At 42.0% G+C, this 19,617-nt stretch carries 23 protein-coding genes and 1 pseudogene; 12 read left to right on the top strand and 12 right to left on the bottom strand.

Translation table 11 applies throughout. From position 1 onward, the window contains the following. Nucleotides 1-81 precede the first annotated feature (81 nt). Nucleotides 82-336 carry a biotin/lipoyl attachment domain-containing protein gene (locus tag ACGTNH_RS01350; RefSeq protein ID WP_394584491.1) on the bottom strand — a complete coding sequence of 85 codons (255 nt, stop codon included), beginning with the start codon at nucleotides 334-336 and terminating at the stop codon, nucleotides 82-84. Nucleotides 337-676: 340 nt separating this feature from the next. Between ACGTNH_RS01350 and ACGTNH_RS01345 the strand changes: the two genes are divergently transcribed. Next, the gene (locus tag ACGTNH_RS01345) at nucleotides 677-2,284 is read left to right on the top strand and encodes a hypothetical protein (RefSeq protein WP_394584490.1); all 1,608 of its coding nucleotides are present in this window, start codon (nucleotides 677-679) and stop codon (nucleotides 2,282-2,284) included. Nucleotides 2,285-2,300: 16 nt separating this feature from the next. On the opposite strand, the gene ACGTNH_RS01340 is transcribed toward ACGTNH_RS01345, so the two are convergent. Continuing rightward, nucleotides 2,301-2,804 carry a cupin domain-containing protein gene (locus tag ACGTNH_RS01340; protein ID WP_394584489.1) on the bottom strand — a complete coding sequence of 168 codons (504 nt, stop codon included), beginning with the start codon at nucleotides 2,802-2,804 and terminating at the stop codon, nucleotides 2,301-2,303. 226 nt (nucleotides 2,805-3,030) lie between these two features. On the opposite strand from ACGTNH_RS01340, the gene ACGTNH_RS01335 reads away from it, so the two are divergent. Further along, on the top strand, nucleotides 3,031-3,342 hold the full coding sequence (locus ACGTNH_RS01335; RefSeq protein WP_394584488.1) for a hypothetical protein: 312 nt from the start codon (nucleotides 3,031-3,033) through the stop codon (nucleotides 3,340-3,342). 357 nt (nucleotides 3,343-3,699) lie between these two features. Here the strand turns inward: ACGTNH_RS01335 and ACGTNH_RS01330 are convergent, their stop codons facing one another. The 3 genes from ACGTNH_RS01330 to ACGTNH_RS01320 form a co-directional block, all read right to left on the bottom strand. Continuing rightward, nucleotides 3,700-4,113: a VOC family protein gene (locus ACGTNH_RS01330; RefSeq protein WP_394584487.1), complete on the bottom strand. Its 414-nt coding sequence runs from the start codon at nucleotides 4,111-4,113 to the stop codon at nucleotides 3,700-3,702. Between the two features lie 19 nt (nucleotides 4,114-4,132). Beyond that, nucleotides 4,133-4,759, bottom strand: a complete 627-nt coding sequence (locus tag ACGTNH_RS01325) for a class I SAM-dependent methyltransferase (RefSeq protein ID WP_394584485.1) — start codon at nucleotides 4,757-4,759, stop codon at nucleotides 4,133-4,135. A 387-nt stretch (nucleotides 4,760-5,146) separates the two neighbouring features. Then, nucleotides 5,147-5,275 carry a Spo0E family sporulation regulatory protein-aspartic acid phosphatase gene (locus ACGTNH_RS01320; protein WP_394586099.1) on the bottom strand — a complete coding sequence of 43 codons (129 nt, stop codon included), beginning with the start codon at nucleotides 5,273-5,275 and terminating at the stop codon, nucleotides 5,147-5,149. 445 nt (nucleotides 5,276-5,720) lie between these two features. On the opposite strand from ACGTNH_RS01320, the gene ACGTNH_RS01315 reads away from it, so the two are divergent. The 4 genes from ACGTNH_RS01315 (at nucleotide 5,721) to mgtE (ending at nucleotide 10,564) form a co-directional block, all read left to right on the top strand. Further along, the gene (locus tag ACGTNH_RS01315) at nucleotides 5,721-6,758 is read left to right on the top strand and encodes an ATP-grasp domain-containing protein (protein WP_394584484.1); all 1,038 of its coding nucleotides are present in this window, start codon (nucleotides 5,721-5,723) and stop codon (nucleotides 6,756-6,758) included. A gap of 536 nt (nucleotides 6,759-7,294) precedes the next feature. Continuing rightward, nucleotides 7,295-7,912 carry a helix-turn-helix domain-containing protein gene (locus tag ACGTNH_RS01310; protein WP_394584483.1) on the top strand — a complete coding sequence of 206 codons (618 nt, stop codon included), beginning with the start codon at nucleotides 7,295-7,297 and terminating at the stop codon, nucleotides 7,910-7,912. Nucleotides 7,913-7,984: 72 nt separating this feature from the next. Further along, on the top strand, nucleotides 7,985-9,133 hold the full coding sequence (ftsW, locus tag ACGTNH_RS01305) for a putative lipid II flippase FtsW (protein ID WP_394584482.1): 1,149 nt from the start codon (nucleotides 7,985-7,987) through the stop codon (nucleotides 9,131-9,133). A 72-nt stretch (nucleotides 9,134-9,205) separates the two neighbouring features. Further along, nucleotides 9,206-10,564, top strand: a complete 1,359-nt coding sequence (gene mgtE / locus ACGTNH_RS01300) for a magnesium transporter (RefSeq protein WP_394584480.1) — start codon at nucleotides 9,206-9,208, stop codon at nucleotides 10,562-10,564. 11 nt (nucleotides 10,565-10,575) lie between these two features. Here the strand turns inward: mgtE and ACGTNH_RS01295 are convergent, their stop codons facing one another. After that, the gene (locus ACGTNH_RS01295) at nucleotides 10,576-10,941 is read right to left on the bottom strand and encodes a fluoride efflux transporter FluC (protein ID WP_394584478.1); all 366 of its coding nucleotides are present in this window, start codon (nucleotides 10,939-10,941) and stop codon (nucleotides 10,576-10,578) included. Then, nucleotides 10,938-11,315: a fluoride efflux transporter CrcB gene (crcB, locus tag ACGTNH_RS01290; protein ID WP_394584476.1), complete on the bottom strand. Its 378-nt coding sequence runs from the start codon at nucleotides 11,313-11,315 to the stop codon at nucleotides 10,938-10,940. The genes ACGTNH_RS01295 and crcB overlap by 4 nt, the downstream gene beginning before the upstream one ends. Nucleotides 11,316-11,538: 223 nt before the next feature. Here crcB and ACGTNH_RS01285 point away from each other — a divergent pair, with 223 nt between their 5' ends. After that, nucleotides 11,539-12,078, top strand: a complete 540-nt coding sequence (locus tag ACGTNH_RS01285; RefSeq protein ID WP_394584475.1) for a YusW family protein — start codon at nucleotides 11,539-11,541, stop codon at nucleotides 12,076-12,078. A gap of 96 nt (nucleotides 12,079-12,174) precedes the next feature. On the opposite strand, the gene ACGTNH_RS01280 is transcribed toward ACGTNH_RS01285, so the two are convergent. Continuing rightward, on the bottom strand, nucleotides 12,175-12,855 hold the full coding sequence (locus tag ACGTNH_RS01280; protein WP_394584474.1) for an LrgB family protein: 681 nt from the start codon (nucleotides 12,853-12,855) through the stop codon (nucleotides 12,175-12,177). A gap of 1 nt (nucleotide 12,856) precedes the next feature. Continuing rightward, on the bottom strand, nucleotides 12,857-13,234 hold the full coding sequence (locus ACGTNH_RS01275; protein ID WP_394584473.1) for a CidA/LrgA family protein: 378 nt from the start codon (nucleotides 13,232-13,234) through the stop codon (nucleotides 12,857-12,859). 339 nt (nucleotides 13,235-13,573) lie between these two features. On the opposite strand from ACGTNH_RS01275, the gene ACGTNH_RS01270 reads away from it, so the two are divergent. From ACGTNH_RS01270 to ACGTNH_RS01255, 4 genes are all read left to right on the top strand, one after another. Then, nucleotides 13,574-13,759: a hypothetical protein gene (locus ACGTNH_RS01270; protein WP_394584472.1), complete on the top strand. Its 186-nt coding sequence runs from the start codon at nucleotides 13,574-13,576 to the stop codon at nucleotides 13,757-13,759. A 70-nt stretch (nucleotides 13,760-13,829) separates the two neighbouring features. Beyond that, complete coding sequence (locus ACGTNH_RS01265; protein WP_394584471.1) at nucleotides 13,830-14,576, top strand: DUF4397 domain-containing protein; 747 nt, start codon at nucleotides 13,830-13,832, stop codon at nucleotides 14,574-14,576. Between the two features lie 219 nt (nucleotides 14,577-14,795). Next, nucleotides 14,796-15,593, top strand: coding sequence for a LysM peptidoglycan-binding domain-containing protein (locus ACGTNH_RS01260; protein WP_394584470.1), 798 nt, complete (start codon nucleotides 14,796-14,798; stop codon nucleotides 15,591-15,593). Between the two features lie 28 nt (nucleotides 15,594-15,621). Then, nucleotides 15,622-16,227: a cupin domain-containing protein gene (locus tag ACGTNH_RS01255; RefSeq protein ID WP_394584469.1), complete on the top strand. Its 606-nt coding sequence runs from the start codon at nucleotides 15,622-15,624 to the stop codon at nucleotides 16,225-16,227. Between the two features lie 164 nt (nucleotides 16,228-16,391). On the opposite strand, the pseudogene ACGTNH_RS01250 reads toward ACGTNH_RS01255, so the two are convergent. Then, nucleotides 16,392-17,187 (bottom strand): annotated as a pseudogene (locus ACGTNH_RS01250) (aldo/keto reductase). 19 nt (nucleotides 17,188-17,206) lie between these two features. After that, nucleotides 17,207-18,421 (bottom strand): MFS transporter, encoded by a 1,215-nt coding sequence (locus tag ACGTNH_RS01245; protein ID WP_394584468.1) that lies wholly within the window; start codon nucleotides 18,419-18,421, stop codon nucleotides 17,207-17,209. A gap of 150 nt (nucleotides 18,422-18,571) precedes the next feature. Here ACGTNH_RS01245 and ACGTNH_RS01240 point away from each other — a divergent pair, with 150 nt between their 5' ends. Continuing rightward, nucleotides 18,572-18,934, top strand: a complete 363-nt coding sequence (locus tag ACGTNH_RS01240) for a winged helix-turn-helix transcriptional regulator (protein WP_394584467.1) — start codon at nucleotides 18,572-18,574, stop codon at nucleotides 18,932-18,934. Nucleotides 18,935-18,987: 53 nt separating this feature from the next. On the opposite strand, the gene ACGTNH_RS01235 is transcribed toward ACGTNH_RS01240, so the two are convergent. Further along, the gene (locus ACGTNH_RS01235) at nucleotides 18,988-19,602 is read right to left on the bottom strand and encodes a LutC/YkgG family protein (protein ID WP_394584466.1); all 615 of its coding nucleotides are present in this window, start codon (nucleotides 19,600-19,602) and stop codon (nucleotides 18,988-18,990) included. Nucleotides 19,603-19,617: the final 15 nt, after the last annotated feature.

Genomic DNA, 19,617 nt, shown 5'->3' with positions numbered 1-19,617 from the left:
GGAAATTCTATGTCTTGCAATCAAAAAAAGCCTTAATTTTAGACGAACACGTCCAAAATTAAGGCTTACATAATCTATAAATCAATCACTTCCTGTGATTAGCAAATCGTCTTTTAAAACGGTTAGCACAGATTCAGGTGTGACTTCTTGTCCAGGCATCATATCGACGTGAGTAATCGTGCCGCTTACGCCCACACATACTTCCACGACTTTTTTATCTTCTGTTTCGATTAAAAACAACGGTTCCCACTCATAAACATAGGCTTCGTCATTAACAAAAATTTCCTTAATCGATCCGTAGCAAGGACTGTACACCTTTTCGAGTACTTCTTTCATGGTTTCGCTCCTTTTTATAGTCTTCCCTCCTGCATAAGGCAGAGGGTCTTCTAACTTTTCCGGCTGACCTTGTACCATTTGATGGATTAATCTACTATATTCATCTGATAGCCAAAGCATTACTTAAGTAGAAAATTATTTAAAAAATTACCGGATTGCTTTTAGACCACGGACCATTTTAAACCGATTCCTATTCTAAAATCAAGACCTAATTCTGCACAATTTCCACCGCTGAAATGAAAGGGTTTTAATGGAGTTAAATGAATTACAAGAGAGTAAGAATATGTCATAATAGGAAGATGGTGAGTTTTTTGTAGTTTGATAGAAATAGGTGAAAAACATGGAGGAACAACTTTTAAAAGAAGCAAAACAGTTTCAGAAGGAACGGCATTGGTTTAAAGCTGTTCAGCTGTATGAGCAATATATAAAAGTGAATAAAGATGAGATAAATGAAAGCGTCTATGCTGAGTACGCCAGAAGTCTTCGAATTAATAGCCAAACAGACAAAGCGATAGCCACACTTGAGAATGCTCTAACCCATTACCCGGGTAGTGAACGTCTGCTTTTAGAGTTTCATAACCTCTATGACTTTTTAGGTGAATGGGACTCAGCTGAACGGGCAGCTCAATCATTAGTGAAGCTGAGCCCTCATAAAGCCAACTATCACTTTCGCCTCGGTCGAACCTATTCCTTTTTAAACAAGAAAAACAACGCGAAGAAATGCTATCAGAAGGCACTTGAGCTGGTTCATCAATGTTCTTTTGATGAGTTGATCTCAAGAATTCAAAGTGGGTTTATCAAAGATAATCAAAAAGTAAAGACAAGATACATTTTTATTGATGGGAAGAACAACTTAGGGGCTTTCATCCATAAGACAGGTCAGAAGACATTTTTCACAAAGATCGCTAATTATACGAATGCTCAGAACGGTGCAGGCCGAGAAGAGAACTATTATAAAGAAGTGCGCCAGGCGTTTCCGCAGCTTCAATCCGTTTCCCCTCAATACATCGATGCGCAAGTTATTGATAAGATTTCTTATCTTACAATTGAACGGTTAGAGGCTTCCCCTGTAACGCTGGAAAACAGCCAGCTCGTCATTGAAGCGGCACAGAAAGCTGCCTCTGTCCCTTACAGTCGGCTAATCGGCCGTTACCCTATTCCCAATTACGTTTTTCAATTTAAAAAGGGACGAGCTATTTCAGTCGTACACTTTTTCACCCATATCCATGAAAAAACGTACAATGAAAAAATGTTTGAATCGATTCAAACAATCATTACACAATATAATTATTCAAATACCATCAAGCACTTAATGAAAAGACTTCAATCTGCGGTTATGGACAATCAGTTATACCAACGGATAAGTCCTGAGGAACATTATACGTTACAGCACGGGGATTTGGCGTTCCAAAACCTCATGGTTGATAGAAAGGAAGGCACCGTAAAAATAATAGACTGGCCATCGTATACGGCAGCTCCGCACTTTATCGATATTGCGCGGTATTTCACCAGTATAAAAGCCACGTATGAAGAAGTGAAAAACCTTTATTTATTGAGGGATTCTTCCAGCAGTACACTGCCACCGATTGAAGAAGTATTCTTCTTGTATGCATTAATCGTTTTCTATTTTCAAAAGTTAGGACCGATCACCAGCGCTTCACGGTTATCAGAATTTATACTACCTGCCTTAGAAGATTTAGAGCAAATGATTTTACATATACAACACGAGGAGAAAGGTGATGAAATGAAAAAAACATTCAATGCTCAACAATTAGAGGAAAAAGAACTACAAATTCAGCAGCTCAAGCAGAGAAATAAAGTTCTTTCTAATGAAAGAAGTTTTTTTCAAGACCGATTGACAAATCTTCAAAACAGTAAGTCCTGGAAAATCACACGTCCTCTACGGTTATTGACAGAGGGACGATTAAACAAAAATAAATCCTATTAAATCATGCTGGTCAGCTTCAGGGCTGACCTTTTTCCTTATAAGCCAGCTTTCGAATCACTTTTTCATGCTGAGGATAGCTGCCTAATAGCTCATCCTGTGAAAACAATTCAAAGTCTGCAAAATCAAAGCCGGGTGATACCATACAGCCTGCTAAAGCAAATGTGTCCTGGTCTCTTACTGAAGACCCAAAGATCGTGTGCTTCGGCACAACAAACTGAGGAACCTCCCCTTGTTCCACCTGCAGTCCTAACGTTATTTCCTCATACTCTCCTGCCGGGGTAATCATGTGAATAGTTAATGAGCTTCCGGCGTGAAAATACCAGAGCTCGTCCGACTGTAATCGATGAAGGTGGGAAACATCCTCCGAACGCAGTAAAAAATAAATACTCGTGTAAAGCTGACGTTCACCGTGTTCAAATGAGGCCGACAGCTCCGACGCGTAAGTGGGTTTATAAAAACCTCCTTCTGGATGAGGTTCCAGCTGCAGCTGTTTGATATATTCTTCTGCTTTCACTAACACTCCTCCTTATAAAAGATGTTCATTTATTTTATCATGTTTGACGCAATAAACCATTTTTATTGCCAGCTCCCTCGTAAACACCTTCCCTATGCCTAAAGACTTAAAGTGTTCCATCATAATTGTGAGCGGATAAGAATAGAATTTGTATATTGACATGACTTCTTATAAAGGAGGGAACAGGCCCAAAGCTGCAAAAAGTTACTAAATTGGGTTAAGGGGGAATCAAATGTCAGCATCACGAATCTTAAAATGGGTAACAGGCGGACTTGAAGCTATACTAGGTATCCCCATCCTTGGAGGTGCCATTATTATCTCGCTATTATGGATACCGTTAGCGGTTATGCTTGTTTTACACATTGTTACTCTGATTCTAACCTTGCAATCAAAGGGACCAACGAGAGGGAGCATTCTCGGAATTATCGCCTCCGCCATCGGATGGATTCCGGGCGTCGGCATGGTGATGCACATCCTTGCTGCTACTTTTCTTATGATTGACGCAGCCAAAAGGGATCCAGAGCCTGAAGTGGAAGCGGCTTAAAAGAAATAAGAGACTGGGAGAATTAGGCATAATATAATCCGAACGATTCTATTTGAAATCAGTTCGGATTATTTACGTGCCAGGAATTGATTTACTATCGCTCCGTCATACCACTTGAGGCGCTGCTGAAGATTCTTCTTTTCTAACCTAAAAGAGCCTTAGTTGAATTTCACGAATCGCTTTTCAGTGGATGCTTGCCGCGGGTACGCTCACCGCGCCATCAACAGAGAACAACATTGGAAAGCATAGAGAGCATTCCCACAGGAGTCTGCGTGTTTTGACTACTACGCAATGAACGGCGTTTTCACGATTCAGTCTTCAGTAAGGCTTTACTTATTCCAAGCTTGTTTCCACTTTTTATTGCAACCTTTCCCCTTGTTTATACTTTGTGATATCGATACAAAAGACAACACGCCAGCCTTCCGGGTCTTCAAACGTATAGCTCTTATCCTTCCAATATGGATTCACCGGTGCTACAGGATAGATATCATAGCTCACTAACTTCTGGCGCATTGCTTCAATTTGATCGAGTGAGTTAAAATAAAACACGAGCAGGTGATCTTCCGACGGAGCTTCTGCTGTCGTTTTATGTTCACTTTGCAGAAGCTCAAGGTGGACCTTTTGATCAGGCAGACCAAACAACATTCCGTGATAACCATTGTGGTTAAATTCACCAATTTTCTCAAGATCCAGCACTTGTTCGTAAAAGGTCCGCATTTCCTCAAGCTTATTTGTTGGACGGGCAATTCTCATGTAATTCCAAGCTTCCATTAATCGTCCCCCCTTTTCGTCACTTCTCCAGTACGATGACTCCCCCGCAGTGAGAGACCGGGTGAAACTTGCACGTACAGATGCCTTTTAACCTGTCACTCAATTCCTCGACGACAAAATAGAACTCATCCTCGTCCCATACATCTATATTCTCAAGCCTGCACGCTTCAAGCTGCCGGCGTGTTGGAAAAGCAACGTCGCCGATAAAAATTTTCCCGTTCTCTTTCAATAGAGGGAGTATATCGTTAATGACGCTTACCTTCTCTTCCTCTCTTAAATGATGTAAAGCATACGTGCTAATGATGGAATCAAAAACTTTCGAGTGAACTTCGCCGGGAAGGCCTTTTGAAATGTCCCATTCAATCAGCTGTGCATCAGGCATCTTAGATTGCGCAATAGAAATCATTTGCTTTGAAAAATCGAGGCCTATGATTTCGTGGTTATGCTCATAAAGCTTGGCGGCTAACACACCTGTGCCAAACCCAATATCCAAAATAGTTGATTGGTGCGGCTGCATCACTTCGTTATAAATATAAGCTAAAATCTGTTTGTATCCCGCAAAGGGGTACTGGTTATTATCTTCACTTATTTGGACAGTCTTATCGTAGTGATCTGCCCATAAGTCAAATCCTTTTTCGTTTAACATGAATGCTCCTCCAATATCGCTGATTTGTTGAGCAGCATTATGCGCTCGACGATCAGCCGTTTATTTCTTCTGTATTTAATGTTTTCTCGTTCTGTTTTATGTATTTCATATCATCAGCCACCTTTTTCATAATTATTTAAATTTTACCACTATAAAAAATGAATGTCATATGCAGCAAAATGTTTCACGTGAAACATTTTTGAAAATCATCCAGAATGGCGTACCGTTTTTTTACTGCGAGGGTTAGAACAATTGCATGTACAAACAAAAAGCTAGAGCCTTCGTCTTCCAGGCTCCAGCTTTCTGTTTCGCGAAACATTCTCTCTCTATCCTCTGTCTCTTAATTATATACTTTCCCCTTCTCCCTCAAGACACCTTACTCAACTTTCATCCTGTTTTCCTTTGACGGTCTAGTTCATTTAAAAGTTCATCCAGGGACTGTGATATTCTTACTAGCCGGGGGTCTTGAGGATTTTCTAAATAAAGCTCCTGCATCGCTTTTCTCAGAAGCTCCACTTGCTCTTCCAAGTCATGAATGTTGATGGTAACACCCCCATTTAAACTATTTACCCAATTTTTCAGCAAAATAACTTTTAAATGGTCAGTGTCATACGATTGACATTTTTGTAAATTAATTGTGCTTTTTTATTTATTTATGCCTATAAAATGGTTTATTTTATTGGAAGAAGTGGTACAGTCTAAAGTTAGCAACATAAGCAGGCGAGTAAAGTCTTAAACAAATATGGTTCAAGTTATTGTAATTGAGACGTATCTACCTTTTTTATAACCAGTGTTCTCTATTGCTTTCCATCGTCATAGAGGTCACTTTTTTTATGAAAAATATTAGTCTGTTTCTTTGTACTCAGGGGTATGAACATATATAATAGATTGATAGATCATTTTGACTAGTCCGTTTATTAGGCAAAATTTGATAGTGACAATGTAGTGAGGGAGATGACAAATGAAGAGAATGAACGTCTTGGTAACTGGCATAGGTGGCCCAACTGCTCAAGGCATCCTGCAGGGCTTAAGAGAAAAAGATAACGTCTACATTATTGGAGCCGACAGACGACGCGTCACTTCCGGCAACCAGTTTTGTGATAAAACGTATCAAATTCCTCGATTTACTCAGGAAGGGGAATACAAGAAAGCGATAGCTGAGATCGTCGAAAATGAAGAGATTGATGCGGTTTACCCTTCCCTCCATGAAGAGATTGATATTTATGAAGCCTTTCGAGAAGAACTTCCGGCTGCAGTGGCCCTTCCTCAAAGCAATCATTTTGAAATCCTCATGAATAAAGAAAGCATTTATGAATATTTAATTGAAATGAACCTGGCTTCCTATGTCCCACGGTATGTTGGGTTTAACCATCCAAAAGAACTGCTTCAGCTTGCAGACACTCATTTTCCACAAGATGAATATATCGTCGCAAAACAAGTAGAAGGTCATGGTGCTATGGGGTTTGCTATATTAACAAGCCGCGATAATTTTTTACAAGCTTTGAAAAAAGGACAGAATAAAATCATAGATTTAGAAGATTACTGTGAAGTAGAAGCTGACGAACGCCGGATTGCCATGGAATACCTGGAAGGAATGGAGTACAGTGTTGATGTTTTTATCCATAAAGGAAACGTCGTTACAGCTGTGCCCCGGGAGCGTGATGGAGTATCCAGCGGGCTTGTGTTAGATGGTAAGGTGGTTTATAACGAAGAACTGATCGAAGCAGCCACGACGATTACAGAAAAGCTTGTAACAAATGGTTTTATTAACTTACAGTTCATTCAGTCGGAAAAAGGCTACAAACTAACAGATGTAAACCCCCGCTTTTGCGGAAGCCAAATTATGAGCCTCGGCGCAGAAGTGAATTTTCCATATCTTTTTTTACAGTACAATGTGTTAGGGGAGTATCAATCTGTCGACCCGAAATGGAATATGAGAATGATCCGCTATCGTGATCATCTTTTTGTGGATGAAAATAAAGACACGACTTCTTCATAAGGAGGTTTGTCCTTTAAGCTCAGCTTGTAGACGTTAGAGAGTGTTAAAGGTTTTAAGGAACGGAAAAAGAGCTGACTCCTGCTTTCCGTCTTGCCCCGCGGAAAGCGACGCTTTTTCCTGTTCCTTTCTCCATAATCATATGAAGTACATCTTAGCTTTTTCGACAGTCTGCGAGGTCGGGACATAACTAAAGCAGGGATGTCAAAAAACGAACGATTGTATACACGCAGATCATTAGCGTAGTCAAAACACGCAGACTCCTGGGGGAACAGCGCGAGTCGAAGATCCCACAGGTAAGCGCTCTTTGCTTTCCGCAGAAGCTGAGGCCGTGCCCACGGAAAGCGGAGTGTTTTGACGGAGCGATGATGTGGAGTCTCATTAACATAAAATAATCCGAACTGATTTCTACAAAATCATTCGGATTATTTTATGTTTTATTCAGTTTTGTCCCATGCTCTTCCTTTTTATTTTAGTGTTGACAAAATGTCAACATCCATGTATTTTTTTACTATCGCAGTTAAGGAGAGAGAAAACATATGAGCCGATATAAGGACAGGAGTCAGATAGGCAGCCACTTAAAGCTCCTTCTTAAGAAAAATAACTTATCAATGCGCAAATTAAGTGAAAGAACCTCTATAGATACAGCAACTATTTCTCGTATTATTAATGGAAAACGGGAAGCCAATCTTCATCATTTAGAGAAGTTTGCCCATGCCTTCGATGTTCCCCTGCGCGATTTACTGGCAGCTGCTGGATATGAGCCCTTTCATAAACTTGAATCAGACTTGGAATCAGTCGTTCAGCAAATGACAGGTGACTCTGAAAGCTTTACATTGGAGGAAATTGAGGAACGGCTGACGGAGTACGAGCGCCTCTCATCAAAAGAAGAGGGCAGACAAACGATCCTAAAAGACTTCCAAGAGAAATATAAAAGTGTTGGTAACGGCGGTTCCTATATTCAACATCTATTAAGCTTCTATGAACGATTTCAAAATAAAAAAAGCACGGCCAGGGAACGTGCTTTATTAGGAAGTGCGCTTATTTACTTTATTTTTACGATGGATGCGATTCCTGATTATATGTTCCCAGTAGGCTATATAGATGATGCCATAGCCATTCAATACGTGCTTCATGGGCTGTCAGATAAAGCCTGAGATTGAATAACACTATAAGAGACAACAATGAATTTAATTAATTGTACCCTGGAAGAACTGTGAGGTGAACCTATGTTTAGCAAGTTAAAAAAGATAGATTTACCGTTAGTTGCGGTTCTACTATTTCTCGCATCTATCGGTATTATTATGGTCTTTAGTGCTAGTTACCCATTAGCCGATAGAGTTTACAATGATTCCCATTATTTCTTTAAAAGACAATTCATTTGGGCGGGAATTGGACTTCTTTCATTCCTGGCAGCTGCTCTTCTCCCCTATCGTCTTTATGGAAAATTGAGCCCATTCCTCGTGTTGTTTTCTTTTTTCGTATTATTGCTCGTTCTCATTCCTGGTATTGGGTTAGAGCGCAATAACTCTCAACGTTGGATTGGTATTGGACCGATGATCTTTCAGCCTACAGAGGCGGTAAAATTATGTATGCTCATCTATTTTGCTCATATTTATGCGAAAAAACAGCGTTACATAAACGAATTTAAACGTGGAGTCCTTCCACCCTTATTAATTCTAGGCGCGATTTTCTTACTCATCCTTCAACAACCTGATTTGGGATCCGCCTCTCTCATCCTCGTCTCATGCGGTTTTATCGTGCTGTGTTCGGGGGTTAAAGGAAAACATTTATTTATGCTGGGCAGTATCGCAGCGGTAGGAATCAGTTATTTTGCTTATTCCTCTCCTTATCGGATGCAGCGCCTTCTGTCGTTTGTAAATGTATTTGATGATCCCTCAGGGGAAGGCTATCAATTGGTGAATTCTTATTTTGCGATTGCTAATGGCGGTTTGTTCGGCAATGGTATCGGAAACAGCATTCAAAAAACAGGGTATCTGCCAGAATCTCACACAGACTTTATCATGGCGATTATCATTGAAGAGACGGGCATTTTAGGATTGGCCTGTGTCATTTTATCCTACGTATTTATTATGTATCGAGGCGTTTATATTGCTAACCGGGCGACCAATCATTTTCAACGGCTGTTGGCGATCGGATTGACCTTTCAAATAATGCTTCAGGCTGCCTTTAATTTAGGAGCTGTATCGGGATTGCTGCCTATTACAGGCATTACTCTCCCTTTTATAAGCTATGGCGGCTCTTCTCTTGTATTTACGATGATATCTGCCGGAATTTTAGTGAACTTATCTGCTGATCTGATTCCACAACCGTTTCCCAAACGAAGCGTTCAGGAACAGCCGGCTGCTACTTTATAAAATGTTTAGTAAAAGGAGAATACAGGGTAACATAGATCTTTAATGACACAATTCAAACAGGGGGGTCAGGCTATGTCTTTAGCGATGACAGAAAATGAAATCACTCTCGCCCTTATTCAAACACTTAAAGACGGAAAAAGGCGTGCTTTTCAAGAGCTTGCGGATGAACTCCAGCCTTATGACCTGGCTCAGCAGTACCAGCACCTTCCTGAGAAGCACCGCAATAAATTTCTGCTTTATTTGCCAATCGCTCAGCTGACAGAGTTAATGAGAGAACTTAAGCAAGAAGATCAGCTTAATATTTTACAAAAGCTAGGGATAGAGAAATCATCTAAAGTGTTAGATTTAATGGAGAATGATGACTTAGCTTCCCTGCTTACGGACCTTGAACCAGAGAAAATTGAAGAATTGCTATCAGAAATGAAAGATGAGGAATCACAGGTCGTCCAGAACTTAATGAACTACCCGCCGGAAACCGCCGGGAGAATTATGAACAATCGCTACGTATGGATTCCACAGCACTATACGGTCCGTGAAGCCGTGGAAAAGCTGAAGGATTTTGCTGAACTGGCTGAGTACTTGAACTACTTGTATGTGATCGATGATGACAAAAAGTTAGTAGGCGTTGTCTCCTACAAAGACTTAATCCTGGGTGAGCTTCAGGATAAAGTGGAAGATCTCATGTTCAGCAGGGTCGTCAAAACTGAAACCATGACCGACCAGGAAGAGGTAGCCCGTATCATCAGCCGCTACGACTTTGTCTCCTTACCCGTAGTTGAAGAGGATAATAAACTGGTCGGGGTCATTACCGTAGATGATATATTAGATGTGGTTTATCAGGAAGCCAATGAAGATATTGAAAAGTTATCTGCATCCGGGAAGGCGATTGACTTTAATACAAAGCCGGTCACTGCTGCTTACCGCCGTCTGCCATGGTTAATTTTACTGCTGTTTATCGGCCTTATCTCCGGAAGTATTATTAGTCGATTTGAAAATACGTTAGAGACCGTGGTTGCGCTTGCTTTCTTCATGCCGATGATTGCGGGCATGACCGGCAATACAGGGACACAGTCCCTGGCTGTCGTCGTTCGGGGACTTGTTTCAGAGGATTTAGATGTTAAACAAGTGGTACGATTGATCCTTAGAGAATTATGGGTGGGCATTATTATTGGTTTGACTTGCGGCGTTCTTATATCGATTATCGCCTATGTCTGGCGCGGCAATATAACCCTTGGTTTAGTGGTCGGCGTTTCCCTGCTGCTGACATTAATTATTGGCACGATCGCCGGCACAGTAATTCCACTCATTTTATATAAATTTAAAGTGGATCCTGCAGTGGCTTCCGGTCCTTTAATTACAACTATTAATGATATTCTATCATTATTGATTTACTTTGGGATCGCGACAGCTTTTATTTCCAGATTAATGTAGCAGACGCTTTTTTATAACATTCTCCCAATAAAATAACCCAGAAAAGCAAGAGAAATTCCGCCGCCATAGCTAATAACTTGATAAAGAACGAAGGTTTTCCACTTTTTATCGAGATGAAGCTGAATGCCTTCCAATTTAAAAGTGGAGAAAGTGGTTAATGATCCCATCACCCCTGTTCCGAACAGAAGATAGATGGTTTGAGAGGCTTCCGTTCCAACAATGAGTCCCAGGCAGAAGGAGCCGGCTAAATTTACGATTAGCGTAGCTGCAGGCAATTGAAAGGAATAGTTTTTATTCACAAATTGGCTGAAGGCAAAGCGCAAAATTGCGCCGGCACATCCCCCAGCCCCGACAAGTAATAATTGAACGACGCTCAAACCGTCCCCCTCCTTTTCCCGATAGAATAACCCAGTCTTGAGAACAACAGTCCGCCTACAATGCTAACTGCAACATAAAGAAGACCTAATAAAAAGCTTCCCCTTTCAAATAACGCCACCGTTTCCACACTTAACGTTGAAAAGGTGGTAAATGAACCAACAAAGCCTGTTCCAATCGCTGCTTTCAGCGCAGGTGAAACGGCATATTTATGCACTAGCTCAAAGGTAAACCATGCCAGCAGGAAACTGCCGATTAAATTAACCGACAATGTAGAATACGGAAAATAGACATCCACATCATAGAGAAGAACTCCAATGATATATCGCAGGCATGCACCCAGGAAACCTGCGGCTCCCACCCATAAATAAACCATGATCAATACCCCTTTACTATCAAAAAAACCCGCCGGCAGCCAAAAAGCTTACGAGCAGGACTCAATTATATGAATGATTTTCATTTCTATAGCCATTATATTCCTCTATCCTGCACCAATCAACTTCGAAAGGCAATGGGAGCTCTCCGTGAACCAATTCTTATGTTTTATAATTGGTAATACTGGATAAACTACCCTTAGTTTCAAAAAGGAGGAGTATAAATTGAATACTTATTTTAAAATGTCATTAATGGCACTTATGGCCATATTTATCCTGGCTGGCTGTGGTGATAACGATGAAACCAGTGACCCGCCTGAAGATGAAACTTCGGAAAATGAAGAGAGCGGCGGTGATAATGGAGCCAGCGAAAATGAAGATGGCATGAGTGAAGAAGAAGGAAACAGTGAAAATGGCACGAGTGAAGAAGGCGGAGACAGCAGTGAAGATCACTCCTATGCATTCACAAATTTCGAACTCGAGGTAGATTATAGTGATCAGTCTTTTGAAGCTGATTATGAAAAAGAAGATGATGGCACTGAGGCAGAGTTAAATGATGAAATGAATGACAAAGACCTGTCTGGTGACGAGGCGATGAATGAGCTGGCTCCTGTTTTTGACGAATTTACGTTTGATCAAGAAACAGCAGATGAAGACGTTATTCAAGAAGTTCTAGACGGTTTTTCTCTTGATGACAATTATGAAGAGTTCGAGCTGGACGTAACTTTTGAAGACGGCACAGAAAAAGAATATCAGAAAGAATAAATTAAAAAAGAGTGTGGGTGACAAGCCCCTTTCTGTTAAATAGCGAAAGACCCGGGCCAATTCCAAAGAATGGTTCGGGTCTTTCATAGTTTTACATTAAATATGGAATATCCACACAAATAACGGCCCGATCACCGATCCAAACACCGCACTTAAACTCATAGCTACAGAACTCATCGAAGCATGTTCTTGTCCGTATTCAAAAGCTTTCGACGTTCCAAGCGCATGGGAAGCACTGCCAAATGCCATTCCCATGCCAAGCGCACTTTTTATTCCTATTAATCGAAGGAACAATGGTCCTGCTACAATCCCGGTAAAGCCAGCAACCATTGTGAAAACAATCGCCATTGAAGGAATACCGCCGATTTCAGCAGCCACGGGAATGGCCACCGGGGTCGTTAACGATTTCGGGATCATCGTTAAGAGAAACGTACGATCCACCCCAACCAGTTTGGCAAACCAGTATCCGGTCGTTAATGCGGTAAACAGCCCGGCCAGCACGCCCATCATAATCGGAAGCATGTATTTGGAAATGTCTTTTCTCTGCCGGTACATCGGATAGGCCAGTGCGACAACAGCCGGTCCTAGAAATGAATCAATCCACTTGCCTCCTGTCATATAACTTTCATACGGGATTTGAAAGATAACAAGAGTCGAAGCAATGATAAGGGTTGAAGTAAGCACAGGTACAAACAAAGGATTGTACAAGCGAGCGTACAGCCGGCTCATCAATACAAAGGTACCGATTGTAAAAGCAATCATGAATATGGCAAACATACTACTTCGCTTCCTTTCTGCTCTGTCTCAGCTGGAAGAACTGGCTGACCCATCCCGCCGCTGCCATGGTGGCCAATGTACTAATGATGACAATGATCACCAGCAGCATTCCTGTCCAGGACAGGAAATCAGGATAGTTAATAACCCCCACCGTAGCCGGAATAAAAAACAGCGGCAAATACGTTAAGATTAACCGCGCCCCATCTTCAATCCATTCCACCGGAACAATGTGAAAAGCTAAACCCGTAAACAGGAGAAGCAGACCAATGATGCTTCCAGGGATCGGGAGCTGCAAGAGAGACTGGATGCCCTCACCTAAAAAATAAATGCCGTACAATACGGCTAGTTGTATAATTGTCTTTATGATTTTCATATCCATAACCTTTCTTTCCTAACTACATTCTGCTTCTTCCTTCGAACGCCGAAGTGGAACACTTTTCAAAATACCACTTCTACAGAAGATGTCAATTCTTAACTCTATGAAGAACAAAGGCAGAAACAAAATCACCTGCCACAGGTCGCATATGACGCTGGATCTGGACTTAAAAGATATATCTCCACTGCTTGCCATTTAATTATTTCCTGGACAAATTAAACAACCCTGGAATGTTCCTTCTCTGCTGCCGTTTTGCCGTTTGTTTAAATTCATTCGTTTTTGTATGAGGAAAAGGAGAGGTGGTAAAGCTGAAACCAAACACATGTAAAGGAGCTTTTGAAAGTGAATGAGCACAAAAGTCATCATATGGTGATCGGTATTATTACAGGAATTATGATTGCGGTCGGTTATCAAGTCGGTAAAGCTCTTACAGAGGAGCTGATGCTTAGTGTGTCAGCCGCTTTAGCAGCCGGGTGGATCACTCGTCGAATCGGTTATGCGGTTGCCCCTTCTTCCCGCAGCAGTTAAACATCAAGCTCTACTTTTTTCATAGGATGAATAGGCTATTGATGGTACTTCGTATGAGAGGAGAACGCGTATGTATCATCAAAACGCCGATCAACTAGCACGGCAAGCTGCTCAATATGATTTAATGTCAAATTATTATAAGTACATTGATCCGAATAAACACATGTATTACTATCAAAAACATTTTGAATGCATGCAGCAGTTGATGAATCAGCGGCAGAACAATTTAGGTATGGATGGAAATTCGAGGGTACGTGTCCTGCATGCCTCTCCAGATGCACCTGCCGTTGATGTTTATGTAAATGGACAACAAGTGCTGCAAGGGATTTCTTACAAACAATACAGTGATTATTTAAGTATGCCGGCGGGCCACTATCAAATTGATATATTTCCAGAAGGAGAATCGAGCGCTCCTGTTTTATCTCAGATGGTAGAGGTAGCTTCTGGAAAAATGTATACCGCAGCAGCGGCTGGTCCAGTAGAAGAATTGCAGCTTATGGCTGCTGTAGATAGTGAAGGAGTCTCTCCTGGAAAAGCCAAGTTGAAATTCTGGCACTTATCCCCTGACGCCCCTGCTGTTGATATCGCTGTAAAAGGTGGAGACGTGCTTTTCCGTAATGTTCCGTTCGGTAAATCGACCCGTTATGTAACAATTTCACCCACCACGGCAGATTTGGAAGTCCGAGTGGCTGGTTCTTCTAACGTTGCGCTTGATATTCCGGATGTTTCCTTAAATCCTAATCAGTCTTATACGGCTGTAGCTGTCGGGCTTGCAGGAGGGGATCCTCCACTCGAAGCTATTTACTTAAAGCCATAAAAGGTTTAAGAGGTCACGGAAACAAAAGCTTTCAAATATATATGTTTCCTTAAGACAAAACGGTCTGTATGGACATAAAACCATACAGACCGTTTTCAGTTTTTCAGCAGTCCCCTCTTGGCAGCGGTTTTTTTGAACTCATTGGACTCTTTCCTCACCTCTATGTCAAGAAACGAATACGATGGAGCATACAGCTCTGAAAACAGAGGAGTGAAGCAGATGGCAATTGTTGATCGGTCTTTTTTTATTTATACGGTTCAGCCGGGCGATACGTTATATTCCATTGCGGCAAGGCTGGGGAGTCAAGTTCCTTTAATCGAATCGGCTAATGCCCTCTACCCGCCTTTTACCGATCCCGGTCTCATCTATCCAGGGCAGGTCCTCGTCATTCCCGTTTTTCATCATAATCAAGTCAATCAAATTATCAGCCAGGGAGATACACTCTATCAACTTGCACAAAATTATTCAGCGAGTACCGATTTAATTCAAGGATTAAACCCTGAAATCCAACACCCTGATTTTATTTACATCGGCCAGGTGATTCGTGTTCCTGTTTTTATCTATGAAGTCGTGCAAGGCGATACATTAAACAGCATTTCTCAGCAGCTTGGCTTCTCTCTATCTGCCGTTCTTCAAGCGAATCAAAACCGGCCCGGCTTTTCTCCCGACGTGATCTTTCCAGGCTATCAATTAATCATTCCCTATCCATCATCGCGAAATATGATCGTTCTCCGCCCTTTTCCCGGAAGTAAGGTGCGCGATGGGCAAACGTTAAGCGGATACGCACGTGCTTTTGAAGGCAGTATTCTCTATCAATTAAAAGACAGCAGCGGCCAGAACATTATTCGAGAAACAGCAGGTCAAACCTCTGCCGGCGGTCCCTCCTATGGTTCGTTCTCTGAATCTTTGAATTTTGAACGCCTGCCTGCTGCTCCTTCCGGGGAATTGTGGGTCTATACGAGAAGTGCTAAGGATGGAAGTATACAGGATTTAGTGAAGGTGAGTGTAAGATTTTAAATAATAAGTAAGAATTGAGGAAATTAGAATGAGCTCTTCTATTGATTATACGTCCCCATCTGCCCAATTTACGTTTGACGTCAATCAGAGTCCGCTTTTTGTAAAAGATCAGCAAAACTATATTAATATTTTAGGCATTCAGCAATTAAATACGCTGCAAAATGTATCGCTGTTAGATATCTTCTTAAGTCCAGGCAACGTCGTTGAGCCTCACTACCATCAAAATGCCGCTGAATTGGTTTACTGTATATCTGGAGCGGCTGTCGTATCGATGTTAAACCCTTTTACGAAGGAGATTCTTAACTTCTCCATTACGCCAGGGCAAGTGGCGAATGTCCCCAAAGGATGGTGGCATTATGAAACAGCAACTAAGGAAAATACACATCTGCTTGCCATATTTGATGCCGATACGCCGGAGGTTATCCTCGGGTCAGATATATTAAAATTCACGCCGGCGAATGTAATGGCTCACACGTATTGCATGGATGAAAAGAAATGGAAAGAAACAACTGCTCCTGTGAAGCCGACCACCTATATCGGACCTTATACGGATTGTGAAAAGCAGCCTCAGATGATGCCGTACCAGCAGCCTGTGAACTATCAGCCGTATCGTCCATACCCTTATTTTTACTAGCATAAGGGTAGCAGGTACCGGAAAGCTGTAAAAGAGCGAAGTGCTGAGTGTGAATTTCGGTACCTGGTACCCGGCATACGATGCAACATAAATAATCCGAACTGATTTAACAAAATCGTTCGGATTATTTATGCTTTATTCAATTTTCTACCAGTCCGTGTATATTAAAAATCAAAGTTGTCTGGATTTCTATCTTCATCAGACAGTTCGAAATCATACACATCCGCATTTGAAAGAATACGATGTTCTTTCGTTGATTTAGGAATGACCACGATCTCATTCTCCAAGTTCCAGCGCACAATAATTTGAGCAGTTGTTTTTCCATATCGAGCAGCCAGGTCTTGAAGGACCTCGTTTTCTAGAATCTGCCCCTGCATCAACGGCGACCAGGCTTCCAGCTGAATCGCATGCTTTTGACAGAAATCGTGCAGTTCCTTTTGAGTCAATCGGGGGTGGAGCTCTACTTGATTAACCATTGGTGAGATCTCTGCGTCCTTCATCACCTCTTCTAAATGATGAATGTGAAAGTTACTAACACCAATAGCTTTAACCCGGCCTTGTTTATACAGTGTCTCAAGAGCACGCCACGCCTCTTTGTATTTTCCTTCCACCGGCCAGTGAATTAAATATAGATCTAAATAATCTAATCCAAGCTTACTAAGACTCGTTTCAAAAGCAGCGATCGTTTCATCATATCCCAGGTCGTCATTCCATACTTTTGACGTTACAAAAAGATCTTTACGATCGACTCCATTTTCTTTAAGTCCTTCTGCAATTCCTTGACCGACGCCTGCTTCCATAAATGGCTGCGGTATCAATGCTGCGGTAACCGTGGCGGATAGCCGATTTTACAGCTTCCACAAGGATAGGCCCTTCCTCTACTTTAAACACTCCAAGACCGAGTCCCGGCATATTTACTCCATTGGATAATGTGGTTGTGTCTTGTACATTTTGTTTCATTTTCATTTCCTCCTTTAATTTAGCAAGCTTTTTTCTCTGTAAAATTTCTCTGCAATCGATCGTTATTCTCGAGTTTTAAACTCCATCCTGTGAGTAATACAGCTGATGTAACCATCACACCACCAATCCATCCTGTATGAATAAGACCAATAGATTCCGTAATAATCCCGCCTAAATACGAACCAATCGCGATTCCTGCATTAAAAGCAGCGATATTAATAGCCGAGGCTACATCGACTGCACTTGGAACAAAACGTTCGGCAAGCGTCACGACATATACTTGAAGTCCCGGTACATTCATAAAGGCAAACAACCCCATCAGGACGATACTGATTAACCCTGCAGCTTTAAATGGAGCTGTCAGCGAGACGGTAAACAATACGACGGCCTGTATGATAAACATGAAAAACAGCGCCCGTACGGGATGATGGTCTGCCAACTTCCCGCCTGTCATATTTCCAATGGCTATCGCAATGCCATAAACGAGCAGGATGACGGTAACGGTATTGGCGCTGAATCCTGTTACTTCCTGTAATAAAGGAGATAAATACGTAAACGCTACAAATGTTCCACCGTACCCTAATGCGGTAATGGTAAAAACGAGCAGCAGACGTCCATTCGTAATAAGCTTCACTTGATCACGTAAATACGTACGAGCTCCCGTTTTTAATCCCGATGGAATAAGAACGCTGTTGGCGATTAAAGCAATAACCCCAATCCCGACAATCGTTAGAAAAGCGATTCGCCAGCCGAACTGCTGACCAAGAAATGTCCCAAAAGGCACCCCTGTAACAGTCGCCACGGTCAGCCCGGTAAACATAATGGAAATCGCGCTCGCTCTTTTATTTTCCGGAACTAAATTAGCAGCAATAGTAGACCCAATCGACATAAATACGCCGTGAGAAAAAGCGGAGATGACACGGGCAAAAAGGAGTACCCCTACACTTGTTGCTCCAGCCGCCAGACTATTTCCGATAATAAAGATCACCATAATCCATAATAATAAAGATTTTCTCGACATCCTCGAAGTCAATGATGTCAGGATCGGCGCTCCAAAGGTTACACCAAGAGCATAGAGCGAAACGGTTAAACCTGCTGTCTTCACTGATATATTTAAATCCTCTGAAATGAGAGGTAAAAGTCCGACACTAATAAATTCAGTCGTCCCAATAGCAAACGCACTCACCGCTAAAGCGAGAAGACCGAGAAAGCTTCTCTTTTTATCAACACTCATGAACTTTCCTCCTAAAAAGATATATTTTATTGCCGGCAAGTGTTAGTATGATCTATAGTTAAAATAAAAGGAAGTACGCACTTTAAAGTTCTATAGATACCTTAAAGTACTATAGGTACTTTTTAGTACCTGTGAAGGAGGAAAAATATATTGGAGAAAAAGAAATACAATATAGGCGTAGAAGCAACCTTGGAAGTGATTGGCGGTAAATGGAAATGTGTGATCCTCTGTCATTTAACCTATGGGAAGAAACGAACGAGTGAACTGAAGCGCCTGATGCCGAACATTACGCAGAAAATGCTCACTCAGCAGCTGCGCGAGCTCGAAGATCACGGCGTAATCAACCGCATCATTTATAATCAAGTACCTCCGAAAGTAGAATATGAATTAAGCGACTATGGATGGAGCTTACAAAGTATACTGGATTCTCTCTGCGCCTGGGGGGAAGGACACATAGAGAAGGTGCACGGAGACAAGTCCGAAGTATTAGAGGAAAGTGTTTTAAATGAATAAAAAAATCAGCCGACGCGCACCATGCGAAGGCTGATTTTTTATGATGGAACATACTACATATCTTCCACAACGATATAGGTTGCTTTTACAGGACCGTGAACACCGACAATTAAGTTCATCTCAATGTCCGCACTGTTGCTCGGTCCTGTTACGAAGCTGACGCAGGAGGACACAGGGTTTCCTTTGCTTTCTTCGGCGTGAATCAGCCTACCTGCCTGGGTCATGCGCGGCACGAGCGTACTTTTAGGAACAATTGCGATAAAGGTTTCAGGAAGAAGACTGATCGAGCGGCCGTTAAATCGATCGTTAAACAGCGCTACGGTCCCTGATTCGGCAAGTGTTAAGTCACTGAACACAATGCCGGCGCCGGCGCGTTCGGCAAATTCCACATTGCTCCGGCCTTCCTGTTCATCCCATACACGCACCTCATAGCCTTCGCCGCTTAACTGATCGTAAAACGTATCCATGCCGCTCACTTGATTACGAGGCCCTCCTGCCGCTACGACCGAACGGACGTCATAAGCTTTCAGCACCTCACGTAAAACTTCGGGTAAGGTTTCAACGGTGGCTTTCTCCAGGTTGGTATGAATGACTTCACATTGCTTCTCCAATACGTCGACGAGTTCATCTGCCGTTGCCCCTGCAAGCACGCGATCCTGGGGTTGCACAGAGTAGACCGGCGG

Source organism: Halobacillus sp. B23F22_1 (assembly GCF_043497005.1).
Taxonomy (GTDB): Bacteria; Bacillota; Bacilli; order Bacillales; family Halobacillaceae; genus Halobacillus_A.
The sequence above is the reverse complement of the archived record's forward strand: the minus strand, read 5'-3'. Positions and strand labels throughout refer to the sequence as shown.